Origin of the sequence: Streptomyces sp. NPDC086989 (assembly GCF_044745505.1) — a bacterium.
In the GTDB taxonomy this organism is placed as follows: Bacteria; Actinomycetota; Actinomycetes; order Streptomycetales; family Streptomycetaceae; genus Streptomyces.
The window spans coordinates 296,574-312,478 of the sequence record NZ_JBIVAL010000002.1; the positions used below are offsets into that span (position 1 = coordinate 296,574).

The window sequence follows — 15,905 nt, forward strand, 5'->3', positions numbered from 1 at the left end:
AAGATTCCTGGGGGTCGCCCCCAGACCCCTAAGAAGCTTCAGGCCCAACAAGGAGAGCAGGGAACCCAGATGGCGGAGCTCACGATCCGGCCGGAGGAGATCCGGGACGCACTGGAGAACTTTGTCCAGTCGTACCAGCCGGACGCGGCCTCGCGCGAGGAGGTCGGAACGGTCAGCGTTGCCGGCGACGGCATCGCGAAGGTGGAGGGCCTGCCCTCCGCCATGGCGAACGAGCTGCTGAAGTTCGAGGACGGCACCCTCGGTCTCGCCCTCAACCTCGAGGAGCGCGAGATCGGTGCGATCGTCCTCGGCGAGTTCAGCGGTATCGAGGAGGGCCAGCCGGTGCAGCGCACCGGTGAGGTTCTCTCCGTAGGTGTCGGCGAGGGCTACCTCGGCCGCGTTGTCGACCCGCTCGGCAACCCGATCGACGGCCTCGGCGAGATCGCGACCGAAGGCCGCCGCGCCCTCGAGCTGCAGGCCCCGGGCGTCATGGTCCGTAAGTCGGTGCACGAGCCCATGCAGACCGGCTACAAGGCCGTCGACGCGATGGTGCCGATCGGCCGTGGCCAGCGTCAGCTGATCATTGGTGACCGTCAGACCGGCAAGACCGCTCTGGCCGTCGACACGATCATCAACCAGCGCGACAACTGGCGCTCCGGCGACGTGAACAAGCAGGTCCGCTGCATCTACGTCGCCATCGGCCAGAAGGGCTCGACCATCGCGTCCGTTCGCGGCGCCCTGGAAGAGGCCGGCGCGCTCGAGTACACGACGATCGTCGCCGCCCCGGCGTCCGACCCGGCCGGCTTCAAGTACCTGGCGCCGTACACCGGTTCCGCCATCGGCCAGCACTGGATGTACGCCGGCAAGCACGTCCTGATCATCTTCGACGACCTGTCGAAGCAGGCCGACGCCTACCGCGCCGTGTCGCTGCTGCTGCGCCGCCCGCCGGGCCGTGAGGCCTACCCGGGTGACGTCTTCTACCTGCACTCGCGTCTGCTGGAGCGCTGCGCCAAGCTCTCCGACGAGATGGGTGCCGGTTCGATGACCGGTCTGCCGATCGTCGAGACCAAGGCGAACGACGTGTCGGCGTTCATCCCGACCAACGTCATCTCCATCACCGACGGCCAGTGCTTCCTGGAGTCCGACCTGTTCAACGCGGGCCAGCGCCCGGCGCTGAACGTCGGTATCTCGGTCTCCCGCGTCGGTGGCTCCGCGCAGCACAAGGCCATGAAGCAGGTTTCCGGCCGTCTGCGCGTGGACCTCGCCCAGTACCGCGAGCTGGAGGCGTTCGCCGCCTTCGGTTCCGACCTGGACGCCGCGTCGAAGGCTTCGCTGGAGCGCGGCAAGCGCATGGTCGAGCTGCTGAAGCAGGGCCAGTACCAGCCGATGCCCGTCGAGGAGCAGGTCGTCTCCGTCTGGGCCGGCACCACCGGCAAGATGGACGACGTCCCCGTCAACGACATCCGCCGCTTCGAGTCGGAGCTGCTGGAGCACCTGCGCCGCGAGCGCAAGGACCTCCTCACCTCCATCGCGGAGGGCGGCAAGATGTCGGACGACACCCTGACGTCGGTCGCGGACGCCATCGCTGCCTTCAAGCAGCAGTTCGAGACCTCTGACGGCAAGCTCCTGGGCGAGGACGCTCCGGCCGTCAACGTCTCCAAGTGACGACGGAAGGGACCTGACTCATGGGAGCGCAGCTCCGGGTCTACAAGCGTCGCATCCGTGCCGTCACGGCGACCAAGAAGATCACCAAGGCGATGGAGATGATCGCCGCCTCGCGCATCGTCAAGGCGCAGCGCAAGGTGGCGGCATCGATGCCGTACGCGACCGAGCTCACCCGTGCGGTGACCGCGGTGGCGACCGGCTCGAACACCAAGCACGCCCTGACCACCGAGGTCGAGGCGCCGACCCGCGCCGCGGTCCTGCTCATCACGAGCGACCGCGGTCTGGCCGGCGGCTACTCCTCGAACGCCATCAAGCAGGCGGACCGGCTCACCGAGCGGCTGCGCGCTGAGGGCAAGGACGTCGATGCCTACATCGTCGGCCGCAAGGGTGTCGCCTACTACGGCTTCCGCGAGCGCAAGGTCGCGGACTCGTGGACCGGCTTCACCGACAGCCCGGCCTACGCCGACGCCAAGCGCGTCGCGGCGCCGCTGATCGAGGCCATCCAGAAGGAAACGGCCGAGGGCGGCGTCGACGAGCTGCACATCGTCTACACGGAATTCGTGTCGATGATGACGCAGAACGCGGTGGACGGCCGGATGCTGCCGCTCAGCCTCGACAAGGCTCAGGAAGAGACCGGCACGAAGGGCGAGATCCTTCCGCTGTTCGACTTCGAGCCGTCGGCGGAGGACGTCCTCGACGCCCTGCTGCCGCGCTACGTCGAGAGCCGCATCTACAACGCACTGCTGCAGTCGGCCGCTTCCGAGCACGCCGCCCGTCGCCGCGCGATGAAGTCGGCGACCGACAACGCCGGAGACCTCATCAAGAGCCTCTCCCGGCTTGCCAACGCGGCCCGCCAGGCCGAAATCACCCAGGAAATCAGCGAGATCGTCGGTGGCGCGAGCGCCATGGCTGACGCGACCGCGGGGAGTGACAAGTAATGACGACCACTGTTGAGACGGCCGCCGCCACGGGCCGCGTCGCCCGGGTCATCGGCCCGGTCGTCGACGTGGAGTTCCCCGTCGACGCCATGCCCGAGATCTACAACGCCCTCAAGGTCCAGGTCGCCGACCCGGCCGAGGACGGCAAGCTGAAGACGCTGACCCTGGAAGTCGCCCAGCACCTGGGTGACGGCCTGGTCCGCACCATCTCCATGCAGCCCACCGACGGTCTGGTCCGCCAGGCCCCGGTGACCGACACGGGCGAGGGCATCACCGTCCCCGTCGGTGACTTCACCAAGGGCAAGGTGTTCAACACCCTGGGTGAGGTGCTCAACTACCCCGAGGCGAACGCCGAGGTCACCGAGCGCTGGCCCATCCACCGCAAGGCGCCCTCCTTCGACGAGCTCGAGTCGAAGACCGAGATGTTCGAGACCGGCGTCAAGGTCATCGACCTTCTCACCCCGTACGTCAAGGGTGGAAAGATCGGTCTGTTCGGTGGTGCCGGTGTCGGCAAGACCGTTCTGATCCAGGAAATGATCTACCGCGTCGCCAACAACCACGACGGTGTGTCGGTGTTCGCGGGCGTCGGTGAGCGTACCCGTGAGGGCAACGACCTCATCGAGGAAATGGGCGACTCGGGCGTCATCGACAAGACGGCCCTCGTCTTCGGCCAGATGGACGAGCCGCCGGGCACCCGTCTTCGCGTCGCGCTCGCCGGTCTGACCATGGCGGAGTACTTCCGCGATGTTCAGAAGCAGGACGTGCTCTTCTTCATCGACAACATCTTCCGTTACACCCAGGCCGGTTCGGAGGTGTCGACCCTTCTGGGCCGCATGCCGTCCGCCGTGGGTTACCAGCCGAACCTGGCTGACGAGATGGGTCTGCTGCAGGAGCGCATCACCTCGACCCGCGGTCACTCGATCACCTCGATGCAGGCGATCTACGTCCCCGCGGACGACCTGACCGACCCGGCGCCGGCCACCACGTTCGCCCACCTCGACGCGACGACGGTTCTCTCCCGTCCGATCTCCGAGAAGGGCATCTACCCGGCCGTGGACCCGCTGGACTCGACGTCCCGCATCCTCGACCCGCGGTACATCGCGGCGGACCACTACGCGGCCGCCATGCGTGTCAAGGGGATCCTCCAGAAGTACAAGGACCTCCAGGACATCATCGCGATCCTCGGTATCGACGAGCTGGGCGAGGAGGACAAGCTCGTCGTCCACCGTGCCCGTCGCGTCGAGCGCTTCCTGTCGCAGAACACCCACGTCGCCAAGCAGTTCACCGGCGTGGACGGTTCGGACGTTCCGCTCGACGAGTCGATCACCGCGTTCAACGCGATCTGCGACGGTGACTACGACCACTTCCCCGAGCAGGCGTTCTTCATGTGCGGTGGCATTGAGGACCTCAAGGCCAACGCCAAGGAGCTGGGCGTCTCCTGATCCGGCGCGCTCCGCACGGAGCGCATCCGGTTCGAAGGCCCGCCGGTTCGCCGGCTGGTGTCTCGTCGGAGAGGGGCGGGTGTGTCCCGTCCCTCTCCCCACGCCCATTAGAATTTGACCCAACACCCGGCTGACCCGCCGGGTGGTGACCCGAGGAGCCACCTTGGCTGCTGAGCTGCACGTCGAGCTGGTCGCGGCGGACCGCAATGTCTGGTCCGGCGAGGCCACCCTGGTCGTCGCCCGCACCACGTCCGGCGACATCGGCGTCATGCCCGGTCACCAGCCGCTTCTCGGTGTGCTGGAATCGGGCCCGGTGACCATCCGTACCAGCGAGGGCAACACTGTCGTCGCCGCGGTGCACGGCGGATTCATCTCGTTCGCGGACAACAAGCTGTCCCTGCTGGCCGAGATCGCCGAGCTCGCCGACGAGATTGACGTCCAGCGGGCGGAGCGGGCACTGGAGCGCGCGAAGTCGGAGGCCGATGCGGCCGCCGAGCGTCGCGCCGATGTCCGGCTGCGCGCGGTCACGGGGCACTGAGCCCCGTACCGAACAGGTTTGAGACCTCAGCCGCGGTCCGGTCTGGAATTTTCCAGACCGGGTCGCGGCTGAGGCGATGCAGGTCGTTTTTCGTTTGAGGTATTCGATGAGCGAGGAGGTCGGTGAAGATGCTCCTCGCTCTGCTTGTGAGCGGCCTGGTCGTAGCCCTGGTGGTGATCGGGCTGTTTGTGTTCGGGCTGCGCCGCAGACTGATCCAGCGTTCCGGCGGCACCTTCGACTGCAGTCTGCGGTGGGGGGTGTCCGAGGAACCCGACATCTCCGGCAAGGGCTGGGTGTACGGGGTCGCCCGCTACAGCGGTGACCGGATCGAGTGGTTCCGCGTCTTCTCCTACTCCCCGAGGCCGCGCCGACTGCTGGAGCGTGCCTCCATCGAGGTGGTCGCCCGCCGCGCCCCCGAGGGCGAGGAGGAGCTGGCCCTGCTGTCCGACGCCGTCGTGCTCTGCTGTCTCCACCGCGGGACCCGCCTGGAGCTGGCGATGAGCGAGGACGCGCTGACCGGTTTCCTGGCCTGGCTGGAGGCCGCGCCTCCGGGGCAGAGGGTGAACGTGGCCTGACGCGGGACGCGGGACGCAGGACACCGGGAAGCCGGGGAGACGGGGGGCGGACCCCGTCTCCCCGGCTTCGTCGTTCACCGGTCCAGTGCGTGGGGGCTACTGGAGACCGGTGTGGATCGCGGCCGCGAGCTCGCCGTTCGCGGTGTCGCCGCTGAACTCCCAGAAGAAGGCGCCCCTGAGGCCCTGCTGCTTGGTCCAGCTCATCTTCCCGGCGATGGTGGCCGGGGTGTCGTAGCTCCACCAGTTGCCGCCGCACTTGGCGTAGGCCGTGCCGGCGACGGTGCCGGTGGCCGGGCAGCTGCCCTTGAGCACCTTGTAGTCCTCGATGCCCTGCTCGTACGTGCCCGGGGCCGGCCCGGTGGCTGCGCCGCCGGGGGCGTCCTGGGTTACGCCGGTCCAGCCGCGGCCGTAGAAGCCGATGCCGAGGTTGAGCTTGGAGCCGGGGACGCCCTTGCCCTTGAGCTTGGTGATCGCGGCCTCGGAGTTGAATCCGGCGATCGGGATGCCGGCGTACGAGGTGAGCGGGGAGTGCGGGGCGGTCGGGCCCTTGGCGTCCCACGCGCCGAAGAAGTCGTACGTCATGACGTTGTAGAAGTCGACGTACTGGGAGGCGCCCGCGTAGTCGGCCAGGTCGAGCTTGCCGCCGTTGGAGCCGTCCGCGGAGATCGCGGCGGTCACCAGGTTGCTGCCGCCGAACTTGGTGCGCAGCGCGGACACAACGTTCTTCAGGGAGGCGGCGCCGCTGGTGTCGCAGGACAGGCCGCAGGCGTTCGGGTACTCCCAGTCGATGTCGATGCCGTCGAAGACGTCCGCCCAGCGCGGGTCCTCGACCAGGCTGTAGCAGGAGTCGGCGAAGGCGGCCGGGTTGGCGGCGGCCTGGCCGAAGCCGCCGGACCAGGTCCAGCCGCCGAAGGACCACAGCACCTTGACGTTCGGGTACTTGGCCTTGAGCTTGCGCAGCTGGTTGAAGTTGCCGCGCAGCGGCTGGTCCCAGGTGTCGGCGACGCCGTCGACGCTCTGGTCGGCCGTGTAGGCCTTGTCGTAGTCGGCGTAGGCGTCACCGACGGTGCACTTGCCGCCCTGGACGTTGCCGAAGGCGTAGTTGATGTGGGTGATCTTCGCGGCGGAGCCCGAGGTGACCAGGTTCTTCACGTGGTAGTTGCGCTGGTAGACGCCCCAGTCGGTGAAGTAGCCGAGCTTGACCTTGCCGCCCGGGTCCGGGGGAGTGGTGCCGCCGCCGGTCGTGGTGACCGAGACGGAGCCGGAGGCCGGGCCGCTCTGGTCGGCGGTGTCGCGGGCGGTGACGCTGTACGTGTACGTCGTGCCCTTGGTCAGGCCGGAGTCGGTCCAGCTGGTGCCGGTGACGGTCGCGACCTTCGCGCCGCCGCGGTAGACGTCGTAGTTCTTGACGCCCTTGTCGTCGGTGGCGGCGGCCCAGCCGAGGGTCAGCGAGGTGTCCGTGACCCCGCTCGCGGTGGGGGTGCCGGGGGCGGACGGCGGGCTGTCGGTGGGGTTCGTGCCGCCGTCGCAGGAGCCGCCGTTGACCTTGCAGCCGCTGGGGGCGCCCGGGCCGGCGCCGTTGAAGCCGAAGCTGATCGTGGCACCGGGGGCGAGGGTGCCGTTCCAGCCGACGTTCTTGCCGGTCCAGTGCGTGCCGGAGCTGGTGACGGTGGCGTCCCAGGCCGAGGTGACCGTGGTGCCGGAGGGGTAGTCCCACTCCACGGTCCAGCCGGTGAGGGTGGTGGTGCCGGTGTTCTTCACCGTCCACTTGCCCTCGAAGCCGGTCCCCCAGTCGGAGACCTTCGTGTACGTGGCCGTCGCGGAGGCGGCGGCCTGGGCGGGCCCGGCCAGGGCCACGAGCCCGGCGACGGGCAGGGCGAAGGCGGCCACGGCCGCGGCGAGCCTTCTGAACAGACGGATGCGGGGTGGGGGTGCTGTGCTCAAGGGTGCTCCTCCGGAGGTCCGTCGCCGCCGTGGGGCCGGCTGCGACATGGGGGTGGGACCTGCGCCGCCCGTGAGCACGCTTGTCATGGCACGCTCACCACAGTTGCCGCGAGCGTAGAAAGGTCTGGACCAACCGTCAAGAGGTCCAGACCTTCACCCCGGCCCGCGCAGCAGCCCCGCTCCAGCGGGCCGCTAGAGGCCCAACTCCTGTGCCAGCACCGCCGCTTGGAGGCGACTGCGCAGCTCCAGCTTCCCCAGCAACCTGCTGACGTGGGTCTTCACCGTCGCCTCCGCCATCTCCAGCCGCACCGCGATCTCCGCGTTCGACAGCCCCTCACCCAGACACCCGAGCACCTCCCGCTCCCGGCGCGTCAGCGAGGCCACCGCCGCGGCCGTCTCCGGCGCCACCGAGGCCTTCACCGGCCGCGGAGCCGCGAACTCGGCGATCAGCCGCCGGGTCACCGCCGGCGCGATCAGGCCCTCCCCGCGGGCGACCGTCCGTACCGCAGCGATCAGCTCCGCCGCGTCCGCGTCCTTCAGCAGGAAGCCCGCCGCCCCCGCACGCAGGGCGCCGAACACGTACTCGTCCAGGTCGAAGGTGGTCAGCACCAGCACGTCGGCCAGTCCCTCCGCCACCACCTGGCGGGTCGCCGACACCCCGTCGAGCCGCGGCATCTGCACGTCCATGAGGACGAGATCCGGCCGCAGCTCCCGGGCCGCCCGCACCGCCTCCTCGCCGTCCGCCGCCTCGCCCACGACCTCGATGTCGCCCGCGCTGCGCAGGATCAGCACCAGACCGGCCCGTACCGCGCTCTGGTCCTCGGCCACCACGACCCGGATGCTCATCCGGCCACCGCCCTCTCCTCGGCGGGCAGCTGCGCCCGCACCTGCCAAACCGATCCCGCCCGGCCCGCCGAGAACTCCCCGCCCAGCAGCTCCGTCCGCTCCTGCATGCCGACCAGCCCGGCTCCCGAGCCGGGGGCGCGGGGGCCCGGCCGGTCCCCGTAGGGGGAGTCCACCCGTACGGTCAGCAGCCCGTCCGCGCGCGCCACGCGGACCCGGACCGTGCCCGGGACGGCGTGCTTGAGGGCGTTCGTCAGCGACTCCTGGACGATCCGGTACGCGGCCAGCTCCACCGGGGCCGGCAACGGTTCCCCGGGCGGCCGCTCGTCGAGGAGTACGAAATCCAGCCCGCTCGCGGCGCCGTTGACGCGGGCCTGGCCCAGGAGGGCGTCGAGCCCGTCGAGGGAGGGCGTGGCGACCGCCTCCTGCTCCGCGCCCGCGTCCCGCAGCAGCCCGATCAGGCGGCGCATTTCGGCCAGCCCCTGCACGCTGTTCTCCCGGATCACCCCGAGGGCCTCCCGGCTCGTCGCGGGGGAGTCGATCGACAGTGCGGCCGTGGAGTGGATGGCGATGGCGGACAGGTGGTTGGCCACCATGTCGTGCAGCTCGCGGGCCATCCGGGCCCGCTCGGCGGCCACGGCCTGACTGCGGTCCATCTCGGCCAGCAGCGCCGTCTGCTCGGCGCGCAGCCGGGCGGCCTCGGCGGCCTCGCGGTGGTTGCGCAGGGTGGCGCCGGTCAGGGCCGGGCCGAAGCACACGATGCCGGTGAGCACGCCGATCATCAGGGACTGCGGGGTGCGCAGCCAGGCCACGAAGGTGACGGTGACGGCGATGGTGATCAGGCCCGTGGTGACCGGCAGCCGGCGGGCCATGGCGGGTTTGCCGTAGACGACGGCCGCGTACATCAGGTCCGTGAAGATCACGACGGTGGCCAGATTTCCCACGGTGAACTGGTCGGCGATCACCCCCACGGTGCCGACGGCCAGCGTGGTGTTGGGCGCGGTCCGGCGCAGCAGTTCCATCGGGCCGAGCGCCAGGAGCGGGACCAGGGCCGCCCAGGCGGGGAGGAGGTGCCGGTCGTTCATGTAGATGCCGAGCGACCAGAGCAGCAGGCCCGCGAGCAAGCTGACCACCGCGAGCAGGACGTCGTCGCGGTGGGGGCGGAAGATCCGGCCGGGCGCGGGCGCGGGCGCGGGCACGGGCACGGGCTCCGGCGTGCCCGGGGGCCCGGTCGGGGTCCGGGGCGGGGTCGGGGTCGGGGTCACGGTTCCATCCAACAGGGTGCGGCAGGTCCGCTTCGTCGGCGCCGGGGCGGAGACGCACGGCCCGCGCTACACCGAAGGATGCAGTCACGCTTCGTCACCGGCGACGACGAAGCGGCCCGCACCGGAGGGGAGCCTGGAGGCAGTGGTCGTCGGCCGTCGCCGGCCGCTGGAGCGGAAGGGAGAACCAGGTGCTCGTCGCCCTGATCGTCACCTGCGAGATCGGCTTCTGGGTGCTGCTGGCCGGCGGACTGGCGCTGCGCTACCTCGGCGGGATGCCCCGGCTCGGGGCGGCGGTCCTGCTGTGCGAGCCGCTGCTGGAGCTCGTCCTGCTCGTGGTCACCACCCTGGACCTCAGGAACGGGGGAGAACCGGGCTGGACGCACGGCCTGGCCGCGCTGTACATCGGCTACACCGTCGGCTACGGCCACTACACGGTGCAATGGCTCGACCGGCACGCGGCATACCGCTTCGGCGGCGGCCCGAAACCGCCGGGCCCGGCCTACGGGAGGGCCAGGGCCGTCCACGAGTGGAAGCTGTGGGCCCGCACCCTGGCCGGCGCGGCCGTCGCGCTCGCCCTGCTCCAGGCCGCGATCTGGTACGTGGGCGACGCGGCCGACACCGCCGGCCTGCAGGGCTGGCAGTTCGCCGTCCTGCGGGTCCTCGGCATCCACGCCGTCGTCGCCGCCACGTACACGATCTGGCCGCGCAAGGCCCCTGCGGCGCGGGGGGAGGGCGTCTAGCGCTCGCCGCCGGGCACCCAGAGGACGTCGCCGACCTCCTTGTTGGCCGTACGGGCCAGGATGAAGAGGAGGTCGGAGAGGCGGTTCAGGTAGGTGGCGGTCAGCGGGTTCATCACCTCGCCGTGCACCTCCAGCGCCGCCCAGGTGGAGCGCTCGGCACGCCTGACCACCGTGCACGCCTGGTGCAGCAGGGCCGCGCCGGGGGCGCCGCCGGGGAGGATGAAGCTGCGCAGCTTCTCCAGCCGCTCGTTGAAGAGGTCGCAGTCCGCTTCGAGCTTGTCGACGTAGAACTGTTCGACGCGCAGCGGCGGGTACTCGGGGTTCTCGACGACCGGGGTGCACAGGTCGGCGCCGACGTCGAACAGGTCGTTCTGCACCCGTACCAGGACCTTCACGACATCCTCCGGCAGGCTGCCGAGGGCGATCGCCGTGCCGATGGCCGCGTTGGCCTCGTTGGCGTCGGCGTAGGCGGAGATCCGCAGATCGGTCTTGGCCGTGCGGCTCATGTCGCCGAGCGCGGTCGTGCCCTTGTCGCCGGTGCGGGTGTAGATGCGCGTGAGGTTCACCATGTGGCCAGCGTAGTGAGGCCCGCCGGAGAATCGCACGCGCAGGCGCTCCCGTCCCCGGCGCCGTCCGCAGCGGGCCCCGAAATGAGCCCAGGCGGGTGGAGAGGTGATGTCTCGACCGAGATGTCCGAAATCTGGCAGCAGGCCGAACTGGCCGGGCGGATCGACGGCTTGGCGGGCTTCCCCTGTCCGGACGCCCGCGGGGCGGCGCGACTGCGGGCCGCCGGGGGCCGGTTGGCGCAAGCGGACGGCTGAGCCGTACCGGTGTGATGTCCGTCAGTTGAGACGTGACGCGTGTTACTTCGCGGTCACACGAACCTCCGCGAGCGCTAGTCTCCGCCGGAGAGGCTACGAAGCTGGGCCGGATGGAAGAACGTGGGGTGTGCAGTGGCTGGGAAGCTCGCCGTCATCGGTGCCGGACTTATGGGTTCCGGAATCGCTCAGGTCTCCGCTCAGGCGGGGTGGGACGTCGTTCTGCGTGATGTCACCGACGCCGCTCTGACCCGCGGCACCGACGGCATCAAGGCCTCGTACGACAAGTTCGTCTCCAAGGGGAGGATGACGGCCGAGGACGCCGAGGCCGCGCTCGCCCGCATCAAGACGACCACCGACCTGGACGCGGTCGCCGACGTCGACATCGTCGTCGAGGCCGTCTTCGAGAAGCTCGAGGTCAAGCACGAGATCTTCCGCGCGCTCGACAAGCTTGTACGGGACGACGCGATCCTCGCGTCCAACACCTCCGCCATCCCGATCACCAAGATCGCGGCCGTGACGGAGCGTCCGGAGCGGGTCGTCGGGGCGCACTTCTTCTCGCCCGTCCCGATGATGCAGCTCTGCGAGCTCGTCCGCGGTTACAAGACGAGCGACGAGACCCTCGCGGCCACGCGGGCGTTCGCCGAGTCGGTCGGCAAGACCTGCATCGTCGTCAACCGCGACGTCGCCGGTTTCGTGACGACCCGTCTGATTTCCGCCCTGGTCGTGGAAGCCGCGAAGCTGTACGAATCGGGCGTGGCCTCGGCCGAGGACATCGACATCGCCTGCAAGCTCGGCTTCGGCCACGCCATGGGTCCGCTCGCCACCGCCGACCTCACCGGCGTCGACATCCTGCTGCACGCCACCAGCAACATCTACACCGAATCCCAGGACGAGAAGTTCGCGCCGCCGGAGCTCATGCGCCGCATGGTGGACGCCGGCGACTTCGGCCGCAAGAGCGGGCAGGGCTTCTACAAGCACTGAGCCGCCGAGCCGCGAACCGCGCCCGGCCACCGGGCGCCTGTTCGAATACCTGCACCCGCACGGGTGAATTAGGTATCGGTTCGCTCACGGTCGGCAACTTCCCCGCCCGCGCGGCAGTCAGTTGCAGTGAGAGTTGCCGACCACGGACCAGTCGGATCCCTTCCCTCGGATCCCCACATACCCAGGACTGCCGGGAGCACATATGCACATCAGGGGCGACCACGCCGAACTCGCTGTCGGGGGCCGCCTCGACGTGCGCAGCGCGGCGGACGCCCGTACGGCCCTCCACTCCGCCCTCGACGACGGCCACGGCGACCTCGTGCTGGACCTCACCGGGCTCGACTCCTGGGACGCGACCGGACTCGGCGTGATCATGGGAGCCCACCGGCGGGCCGGCCGGACCGGCCGCCGCCTCGTCCTGCGCGGAGTGCCGCCGCAGATGCAGCGCCTCCTCGTCGCCACCCGGCTGCACCGTATCCTCGCGATCGAGGGCGGCCTGGAAGCGGAATCCCTCCCGCGGGTCTGAAGCGGTCCACCGCCCACGCTTCCTGCGCAAACGTAACGGTCCGGTGGTGATGGCACCCCTGCGGTTCCCCGTGCGACCGGGCACCGTCTAGGGTTCGGGCGGTAACCGGACCCGTAGCGACAGCGGAATGTGCGAAGGCCGGACGGTACGACACGACGGCGACGGCGCAGAGCGCGATCGGGGGGACCAACACATGGACCGCACGCAGGGGCAGTCCGAACCGGTGGAGCGGCCCGCGGTGGCGCCCGTGCCCCCCGCGGAGACGTCCGGGGCGTCCGGGGCTCCTGCGGCGTCCGGGAGCCCGGCCGGCTCCGTACCTGCCGTCCCGGCCCCCGCTCCCGCTCCCGGCCCCGTCGCGCGGATCGTGACCCTCACCGCCGGGGACTTCACCCTGACCGTGAACCCCGTCGACGGCAGCGAGATCGAACCGCGCCGGCCCGGCACGGGCGGCACCGCCCCCGTCAAGCGGGACGCCGCCGGCCGCAGCGCCCGTGACGCCGCCGCGCGGCCGCCCGCCCTGCCCGGCCCCGCGGCCCCGGTCCTGCCGCTCCTCGCGCGCGAGGAGGAACGGGCGCGGCTCGTACGGCTGCTGAGCCGCGGCCGCTCCATACGGCTGACCGGACCCGCCGGATCCGGACGCACGGCCCTCCTCGACGCGGTCGCCGCCGACTGCGCGGGCCTGGCACCCGACGGCGTCGTACGGCTCAGCGGATACGGGCACCAGCAGCCCGGCGAACTGCTGCACGCGCTGTACGCCACCGTGTACGAGGCCTCCCGGGAACGCCCCGAGCGGACCCAACTCCTCACCCGTGTACGGGACATCGGCGCGATCGTGCTTCTCGACGACCTGGAGATGGGCGGCGCCCCGCTCGACGAGCTGCTCCGCGCCACCCCCGAATGCGCCTACCTGCTGGCGGCCACCCCCGACACCCGCGCCCCCTCCGACGACTCGCACCTGGAAGAGGTCTTCCTCGGCGGACTCGGCCGGGCCGAGTGCCTGGAACTCCTCGAAACCGGCATCGGAAGGGCCCTGACCGAGGAGGAGACCGCCTGGGCGGGAGACCTGCGGTTCGCGTCCGAGGGGCTGCCGCTGCGCTTCGTCCAGGCGGCCGCACTGCTGCGCCAGCGCGACGAACGCAACCTCACCGCGTCCGGCGACGAGGACGAGGAACCCGGCGTCTTCGAAGAGCGGCAGCGGGACGCCGCGTTCATCCCCCTCCCGACCCTGGCGGAGGGCGCCGCCCCCGCCGAGCTGCTGGCCTCCCGGGTCAGCGAGTCGGCCCGGGCGGCGCTGCGGATCGCGTGCGCGCTCGGCGGTGAACTGCCGCACCACGCCCACCTGCCCGCCCTCGTGGGGGACACCCACGCCGACGCGGCCGTCGCCGAACTGCTCGGCTGCGGACTGCTCACCCCGGTGGGCAGCCGCTTCCGGCTGGCCGCCGGGGTCGCACGGCAGCTGGAGGAGGCCGGGTTCGACGACACCGCGGACGAGGAGGCCCGCACGGCCGCCCGCCACTACGCCTGGTGGACCGGACACGCCTCGGTGACCCCGGAGCGGGTCGCGGCGGAAGCCGACGCGGTGCTGGCCGCGCTGGCCGGGGCCGACGTCGTGGCCGCCGTACTGCTGGCCCGGACCGCGGCACCGGCGTTCGCGGCCTCCCGGCACTGGGAGGCCTGGGAGCGGGTGCTGCGCTCCGGGGCGGAGGCCGCGCGCAAGGCGGGAGAGGTCGCGGAACAGGCGTACTTCCACCACGAACTCGGCGTGCTCGCCCTGTGCGAGGGACGCCTGGACCGGGCCCGGGCCGAGCTCGAAGCGTCCATCGGCCTGCGGGGCGCGCTCGCCGACAAGCGGGGCACGGTGGCGGGCCGTCGGGCACTCGCCCTCGTCACGGACCGCGAGAAGGCGGGCGTGGAGGTGTCGCCGCCGCTGCGGCTGGAGGCGCCGGTGGCCGCGGCCCCGGCGACTCCCACGCCCGCGGTCGCGCCGGAGGCGGTGACGACCCTGTTGCCGGCCGCGACGACGCCCGCGTCGCCCGCGTCGCCCGCGTCGCCCGTGACGTCCGCGTCGGTCACGACCCCGATGGCCCCCGTCGTGCCGGTGATCGGACGGCCGGCGGTGGCGCCGACGAGCCTGTCGGACGTGTTCGAGGACGCCTTCCCCCTCGACGCGAAGCCGACGCCGGCTGCGCCTTCGCCCTCGCCCGCGCGCCCCTCCGCCGCTGCGGCGCGTGCACGTGCGCAGGCACGCCGGAAGCCGGTGCTGCTGGCGGCGGCGGGAGCGCTGACGGTGGCGGTGCTGGGCACGGTGGTCGCCCTGACGATGACGGGCTCGGACGACCCCGAGGTCCCCGCGGGCGGTACCGGCCCGGCGGTGTCGTCGACGCCGACGCCCGAGACGGGCGTGGCAGGAACCAGCGGGAACGATCCTGCACCGGATCCGGGGACGACCGCGCCCGATGCCTCGGCTTCCGACACCCCGGAACGGGGCGTCAGCCCGGACCCGAACCAGCCCTCCCGTACGCCGACGCGCAGGCCGCAGACCTCGCCGGGGCACACTCCGCCGACGTCGGACCCGAACCCGGGCCCGAACCCGAAGCCGTCGTCCCCGGGCCCCGACCCGACACCCCCCACGCCGACGCCCCCCTCGACGCCGACGCCCACGCCGACCCCCACCCCCACGGCGAGCCCGGCCGGCAGCCCGTCGAGCACATAGGGGAGCCCCGCGGCGTTCGGGGCGGCGGGGCGGTGGGGCGGGACGATGGGGCTCGTGCGGGAGCCCCGTGGTCGCCTCCGGTCAGAACAGGCGGAGCTTGTCGTCCTCGATGCCGCGGAGGGCGTCGTAGTCCAGGACCACGCAGTCCATGCCGCGGTCCGTGGCCAGAACGCGCGCCTGCGGCTTGATCTCCTGGGCCGCGAACACACCCCGGACCGGGGCCAGGTGCGGGTCGCGGTTCAGGAGCTCCAGGTAGCGGGTCAGCTGCTCGACGCCGTCGATCTCGCCGCGCCGCTTGATCTCCACCGCCACCGTCGCGCCGGAGGCGTCCCTGCACAGGATGTCCACCGGCCCGATCGCCGTCATGTACTCGCGCCGGATCAGCGTGTAGCCGTCGCCGAGCGTTTCGATCCGGTCGGCCAGCAGTTCCTGCAGGTGTGCCTCGACGCCGTCCTTGATCAGACCGGGGTCGACGCCGAGCTCGTGGGAGGAGTCGTGGAGGACTTCCTCCATGGTGATGATGAGCTTCTCGCCCGCCTTGTTGATGACCGTCCAGACGCCGGCCTCATCGCCGCTCCCCTCCTTGAGGGTGCACGGGGGCGACATCCAGTTGAGCGGTTTGTACGCCCGGTCGTCTGCGTGGATCGAGACACTGCCGTCGGCCTTCACGAGGATCAGACGGGGTGCCGAGGGCAGGTGGGCGGTGAGCCGGCCCGCGTAGTCGACGGAGCAGCGGGCAATGACGAGACGCATGGTCGGCAACGCTACTCGACCGACGGCCCTCCACGCGATTCGCCCCCGAAAGCCCCGTTCGCCGATGGCGCGTTGTATGCGCATTCTCCTGGTGCGCCACCCACGGGGCGCCTACCGTGGTGAGCGGGAGGTGGCGGAGCGTGCACTCTGCGTCGCGGCCT

15 protein-coding genes are annotated in these 15,905 nt (G+C 71.2%); 10 read left to right on the forward strand and 5 right to left on the reverse strand.

Annotated features, from left to right (window positions below; translation table 11 throughout):
• Positions 1 to 69: 69 nt before the first annotated feature.
• From atpA to ACIPK4_RS05135, 5 genes are all read left to right on the forward strand, one after another.
• Entirely contained in the window at positions 70 to 1,665 is a 1,596-nt protein-coding gene (atpA, locus tag ACIPK4_RS05115) for a F0F1 ATP synthase subunit alpha (protein ID WP_054224702.1), read from the forward strand.
• 20 nt (positions 1,666 to 1,685) lie between these two features.
• On the forward strand, positions 1,686 to 2,603 hold the full coding sequence (locus tag ACIPK4_RS05120) for a F0F1 ATP synthase subunit gamma (RefSeq protein WP_054224703.1): 918 nt from the start codon (positions 1,686 to 1,688) through the stop codon (positions 2,601 to 2,603).
• Complete coding sequence (gene atpD / locus ACIPK4_RS05125; protein WP_136224964.1) at positions 2,603 to 4,045, forward strand: F0F1 ATP synthase subunit beta; 1,443 nt, start codon at positions 2,603 to 2,605, stop codon at positions 4,043 to 4,045. Before ACIPK4_RS05120 ends, atpD begins: the two co-directional genes overlap by 1 nt.
• 163 nt (positions 4,046 to 4,208) lie before the next feature.
• Positions 4,209 to 4,583 carry a F0F1 ATP synthase subunit epsilon gene (locus tag ACIPK4_RS05130; protein ID WP_008738187.1) on the forward strand — a complete coding sequence of 125 codons (375 nt, stop codon included), beginning with the start codon at positions 4,209 to 4,211 and terminating at the stop codon, positions 4,581 to 4,583.
• Positions 4,584 to 4,711: 128 nt separating this feature from the next.
• Positions 4,712 to 5,158: a DUF2550 domain-containing protein gene (locus tag ACIPK4_RS05135; RefSeq protein WP_054224726.1), complete on the forward strand. Its 447-nt coding sequence runs from the start codon at positions 4,712 to 4,714 to the stop codon at positions 5,156 to 5,158.
• Positions 5,159 to 5,254: 96 nt separating this feature from the next.
• On the opposite strand, the gene ACIPK4_RS05140 is transcribed toward ACIPK4_RS05135, so the two are convergent.
• From ACIPK4_RS05140 to ACIPK4_RS05150, 3 genes are all read right to left on the reverse strand, one after another.
• Entirely contained in the window at positions 5,255 to 7,150 is a 1,896-nt protein-coding gene (locus ACIPK4_RS05140; RefSeq protein WP_402309718.1) for a glycosyl hydrolase family 18 protein, read from the reverse strand.
• Positions 7,151 to 7,294: 144 nt separating this feature from the next.
• Positions 7,295 to 7,948 carry a response regulator gene (locus tag ACIPK4_RS05145; protein ID WP_402309377.1) on the reverse strand — a complete coding sequence of 218 codons (654 nt, stop codon included), beginning with the start codon at positions 7,946 to 7,948 and terminating at the stop codon, positions 7,295 to 7,297.
• On the reverse strand, positions 7,945 to 9,144 hold the full coding sequence (locus tag ACIPK4_RS05150; protein ID WP_402309720.1) for a sensor histidine kinase: 1,200 nt from the start codon (positions 9,142 to 9,144) through the stop codon (positions 7,945 to 7,947). Before ACIPK4_RS05150 ends, ACIPK4_RS05145 begins: the two co-directional genes overlap by 4 nt.
• Before the next feature lie 254 nt (positions 9,145 to 9,398).
• Here ACIPK4_RS05150 and ACIPK4_RS05155 point away from each other — a divergent pair, with 254 nt between their 5' ends.
• Positions 9,399 to 9,950, forward strand: coding sequence for a hypothetical protein (locus ACIPK4_RS05155; RefSeq protein ID WP_376192407.1), 552 nt, complete (start codon positions 9,399 to 9,401; stop codon positions 9,948 to 9,950).
• Here ACIPK4_RS05155 and ACIPK4_RS05160 read toward each other — a convergent pair.
• The gene (locus ACIPK4_RS05160; RefSeq protein ID WP_054224707.1) at positions 9,947 to 10,519 is read right to left on the reverse strand and encodes a cob(I)yrinic acid a,c-diamide adenosyltransferase; all 573 of its coding nucleotides are present in this window, start codon (positions 10,517 to 10,519) and stop codon (positions 9,947 to 9,949) included. The genes ACIPK4_RS05155 and ACIPK4_RS05160 overlap by 4 nt on opposite strands.
• A 120-nt stretch (positions 10,520 to 10,639) precedes the next feature.
• Between ACIPK4_RS05160 and ACIPK4_RS05165 the strand changes: the two genes are divergently transcribed.
• From ACIPK4_RS05165 to ACIPK4_RS05180, 4 genes are all read left to right on the forward strand, one after another.
• Entirely contained in the window at positions 10,640 to 10,771 is a 132-nt protein-coding gene (locus ACIPK4_RS05165) for a hypothetical protein (RefSeq protein ID WP_402309378.1), read from the forward strand.
• Between the two features lie 132 nt (positions 10,772 to 10,903).
• Positions 10,904 to 11,752 carry a 3-hydroxyacyl-CoA dehydrogenase family protein gene (locus tag ACIPK4_RS05170; protein ID WP_054224708.1) on the forward strand — a complete coding sequence of 283 codons (849 nt, stop codon included), beginning with the start codon at positions 10,904 to 10,906 and terminating at the stop codon, positions 11,750 to 11,752.
• 202 nt (positions 11,753 to 11,954) lie between these two features.
• Complete coding sequence (locus ACIPK4_RS05175) at positions 11,955 to 12,278, forward strand: STAS domain-containing protein (protein ID WP_054224709.1); 324 nt, start codon at positions 11,955 to 11,957, stop codon at positions 12,276 to 12,278.
• Positions 12,279 to 12,471: 193 nt separating this feature from the next.
• The gene (locus ACIPK4_RS05180; RefSeq protein WP_402309381.1) at positions 12,472 to 14,991 is read left to right on the forward strand and encodes an ATP-binding protein; all 2,520 of its coding nucleotides are present in this window, start codon (positions 12,472 to 12,474) and stop codon (positions 14,989 to 14,991) included.
• A gap of 81 nt (positions 14,992 to 15,072) precedes the next feature.
• Here the strand turns inward: ACIPK4_RS05180 and nucS are convergent, their stop codons facing one another.
• Positions 15,073 to 15,744: an endonuclease NucS gene (gene nucS, locus ACIPK4_RS05185; protein ID WP_054224711.1), complete on the reverse strand. Its 672-nt coding sequence runs from the start codon at positions 15,742 to 15,744 to the stop codon at positions 15,073 to 15,075.
• Positions 15,745 to 15,905 lie beyond the last annotated feature (161 nt).

Excerpts from the sequence above, each read along its gene's own strand:
- atpA (WP_054224702.1), top strand. The coding sequence starts at position 70 with ATGGCGGAGCTCACGATCCGGCCGGAGGAGATCCGGGACGCACTGGAG.
- ACIPK4_RS05120 (WP_054224703.1), top strand. The coding sequence starts at position 1,686 with ATGGGAGCGCAGCTCCGGGTCTACAAGCGTCGCATCCGTGCCGTCACG.
- atpD (WP_136224964.1), top strand. The coding sequence starts at position 2,603 with ATGACGACCACTGTTGAGACGGCCGCCGCCACGGGCCGCGTCGCCCGG.
- ACIPK4_RS05135 (WP_054224726.1), top strand. The coding sequence starts at position 4,712 with ATGCTCCTCGCTCTGCTTGTGAGCGGCCTGGTCGTAGCCCTGGTGGTG.
- ACIPK4_RS05140 (WP_402309718.1), bottom strand. The coding sequence starts at position 7,150 with ATGTCGCAGCCGGCCCCACGGCGGCGACGGACCTCCGGAGGAGCACCC.
- ACIPK4_RS05145 (WP_402309377.1), bottom strand. The coding sequence starts at position 7,948 with ATGAGCATCCGGGTCGTGGTGGCCGAGGACCAGAGCGCGGTACGGGCC.
- ACIPK4_RS05160 (WP_054224707.1), bottom strand. The coding sequence starts at position 10,519 with ATGGTGAACCTCACGCGCATCTACACCCGCACCGGCGACAAGGGCACG.
- ACIPK4_RS05165 (WP_402309378.1), top strand. The coding sequence starts at position 10,640 with ATGTCCGAAATCTGGCAGCAGGCCGAACTGGCCGGGCGGATCGACGGC.
- ACIPK4_RS05175 (WP_054224709.1), top strand. The coding sequence starts at position 11,955 with ATGCACATCAGGGGCGACCACGCCGAACTCGCTGTCGGGGGCCGCCTC.
- ACIPK4_RS05180 (WP_402309381.1), top strand. The coding sequence starts at position 12,472 with ATGGACCGCACGCAGGGGCAGTCCGAACCGGTGGAGCGGCCCGCGGTG.
- nucS (WP_054224711.1), bottom strand. The coding sequence starts at position 15,744 with ATGCGTCTCGTCATTGCCCGCTGCTCCGTCGACTACGCGGGCCGGCTC.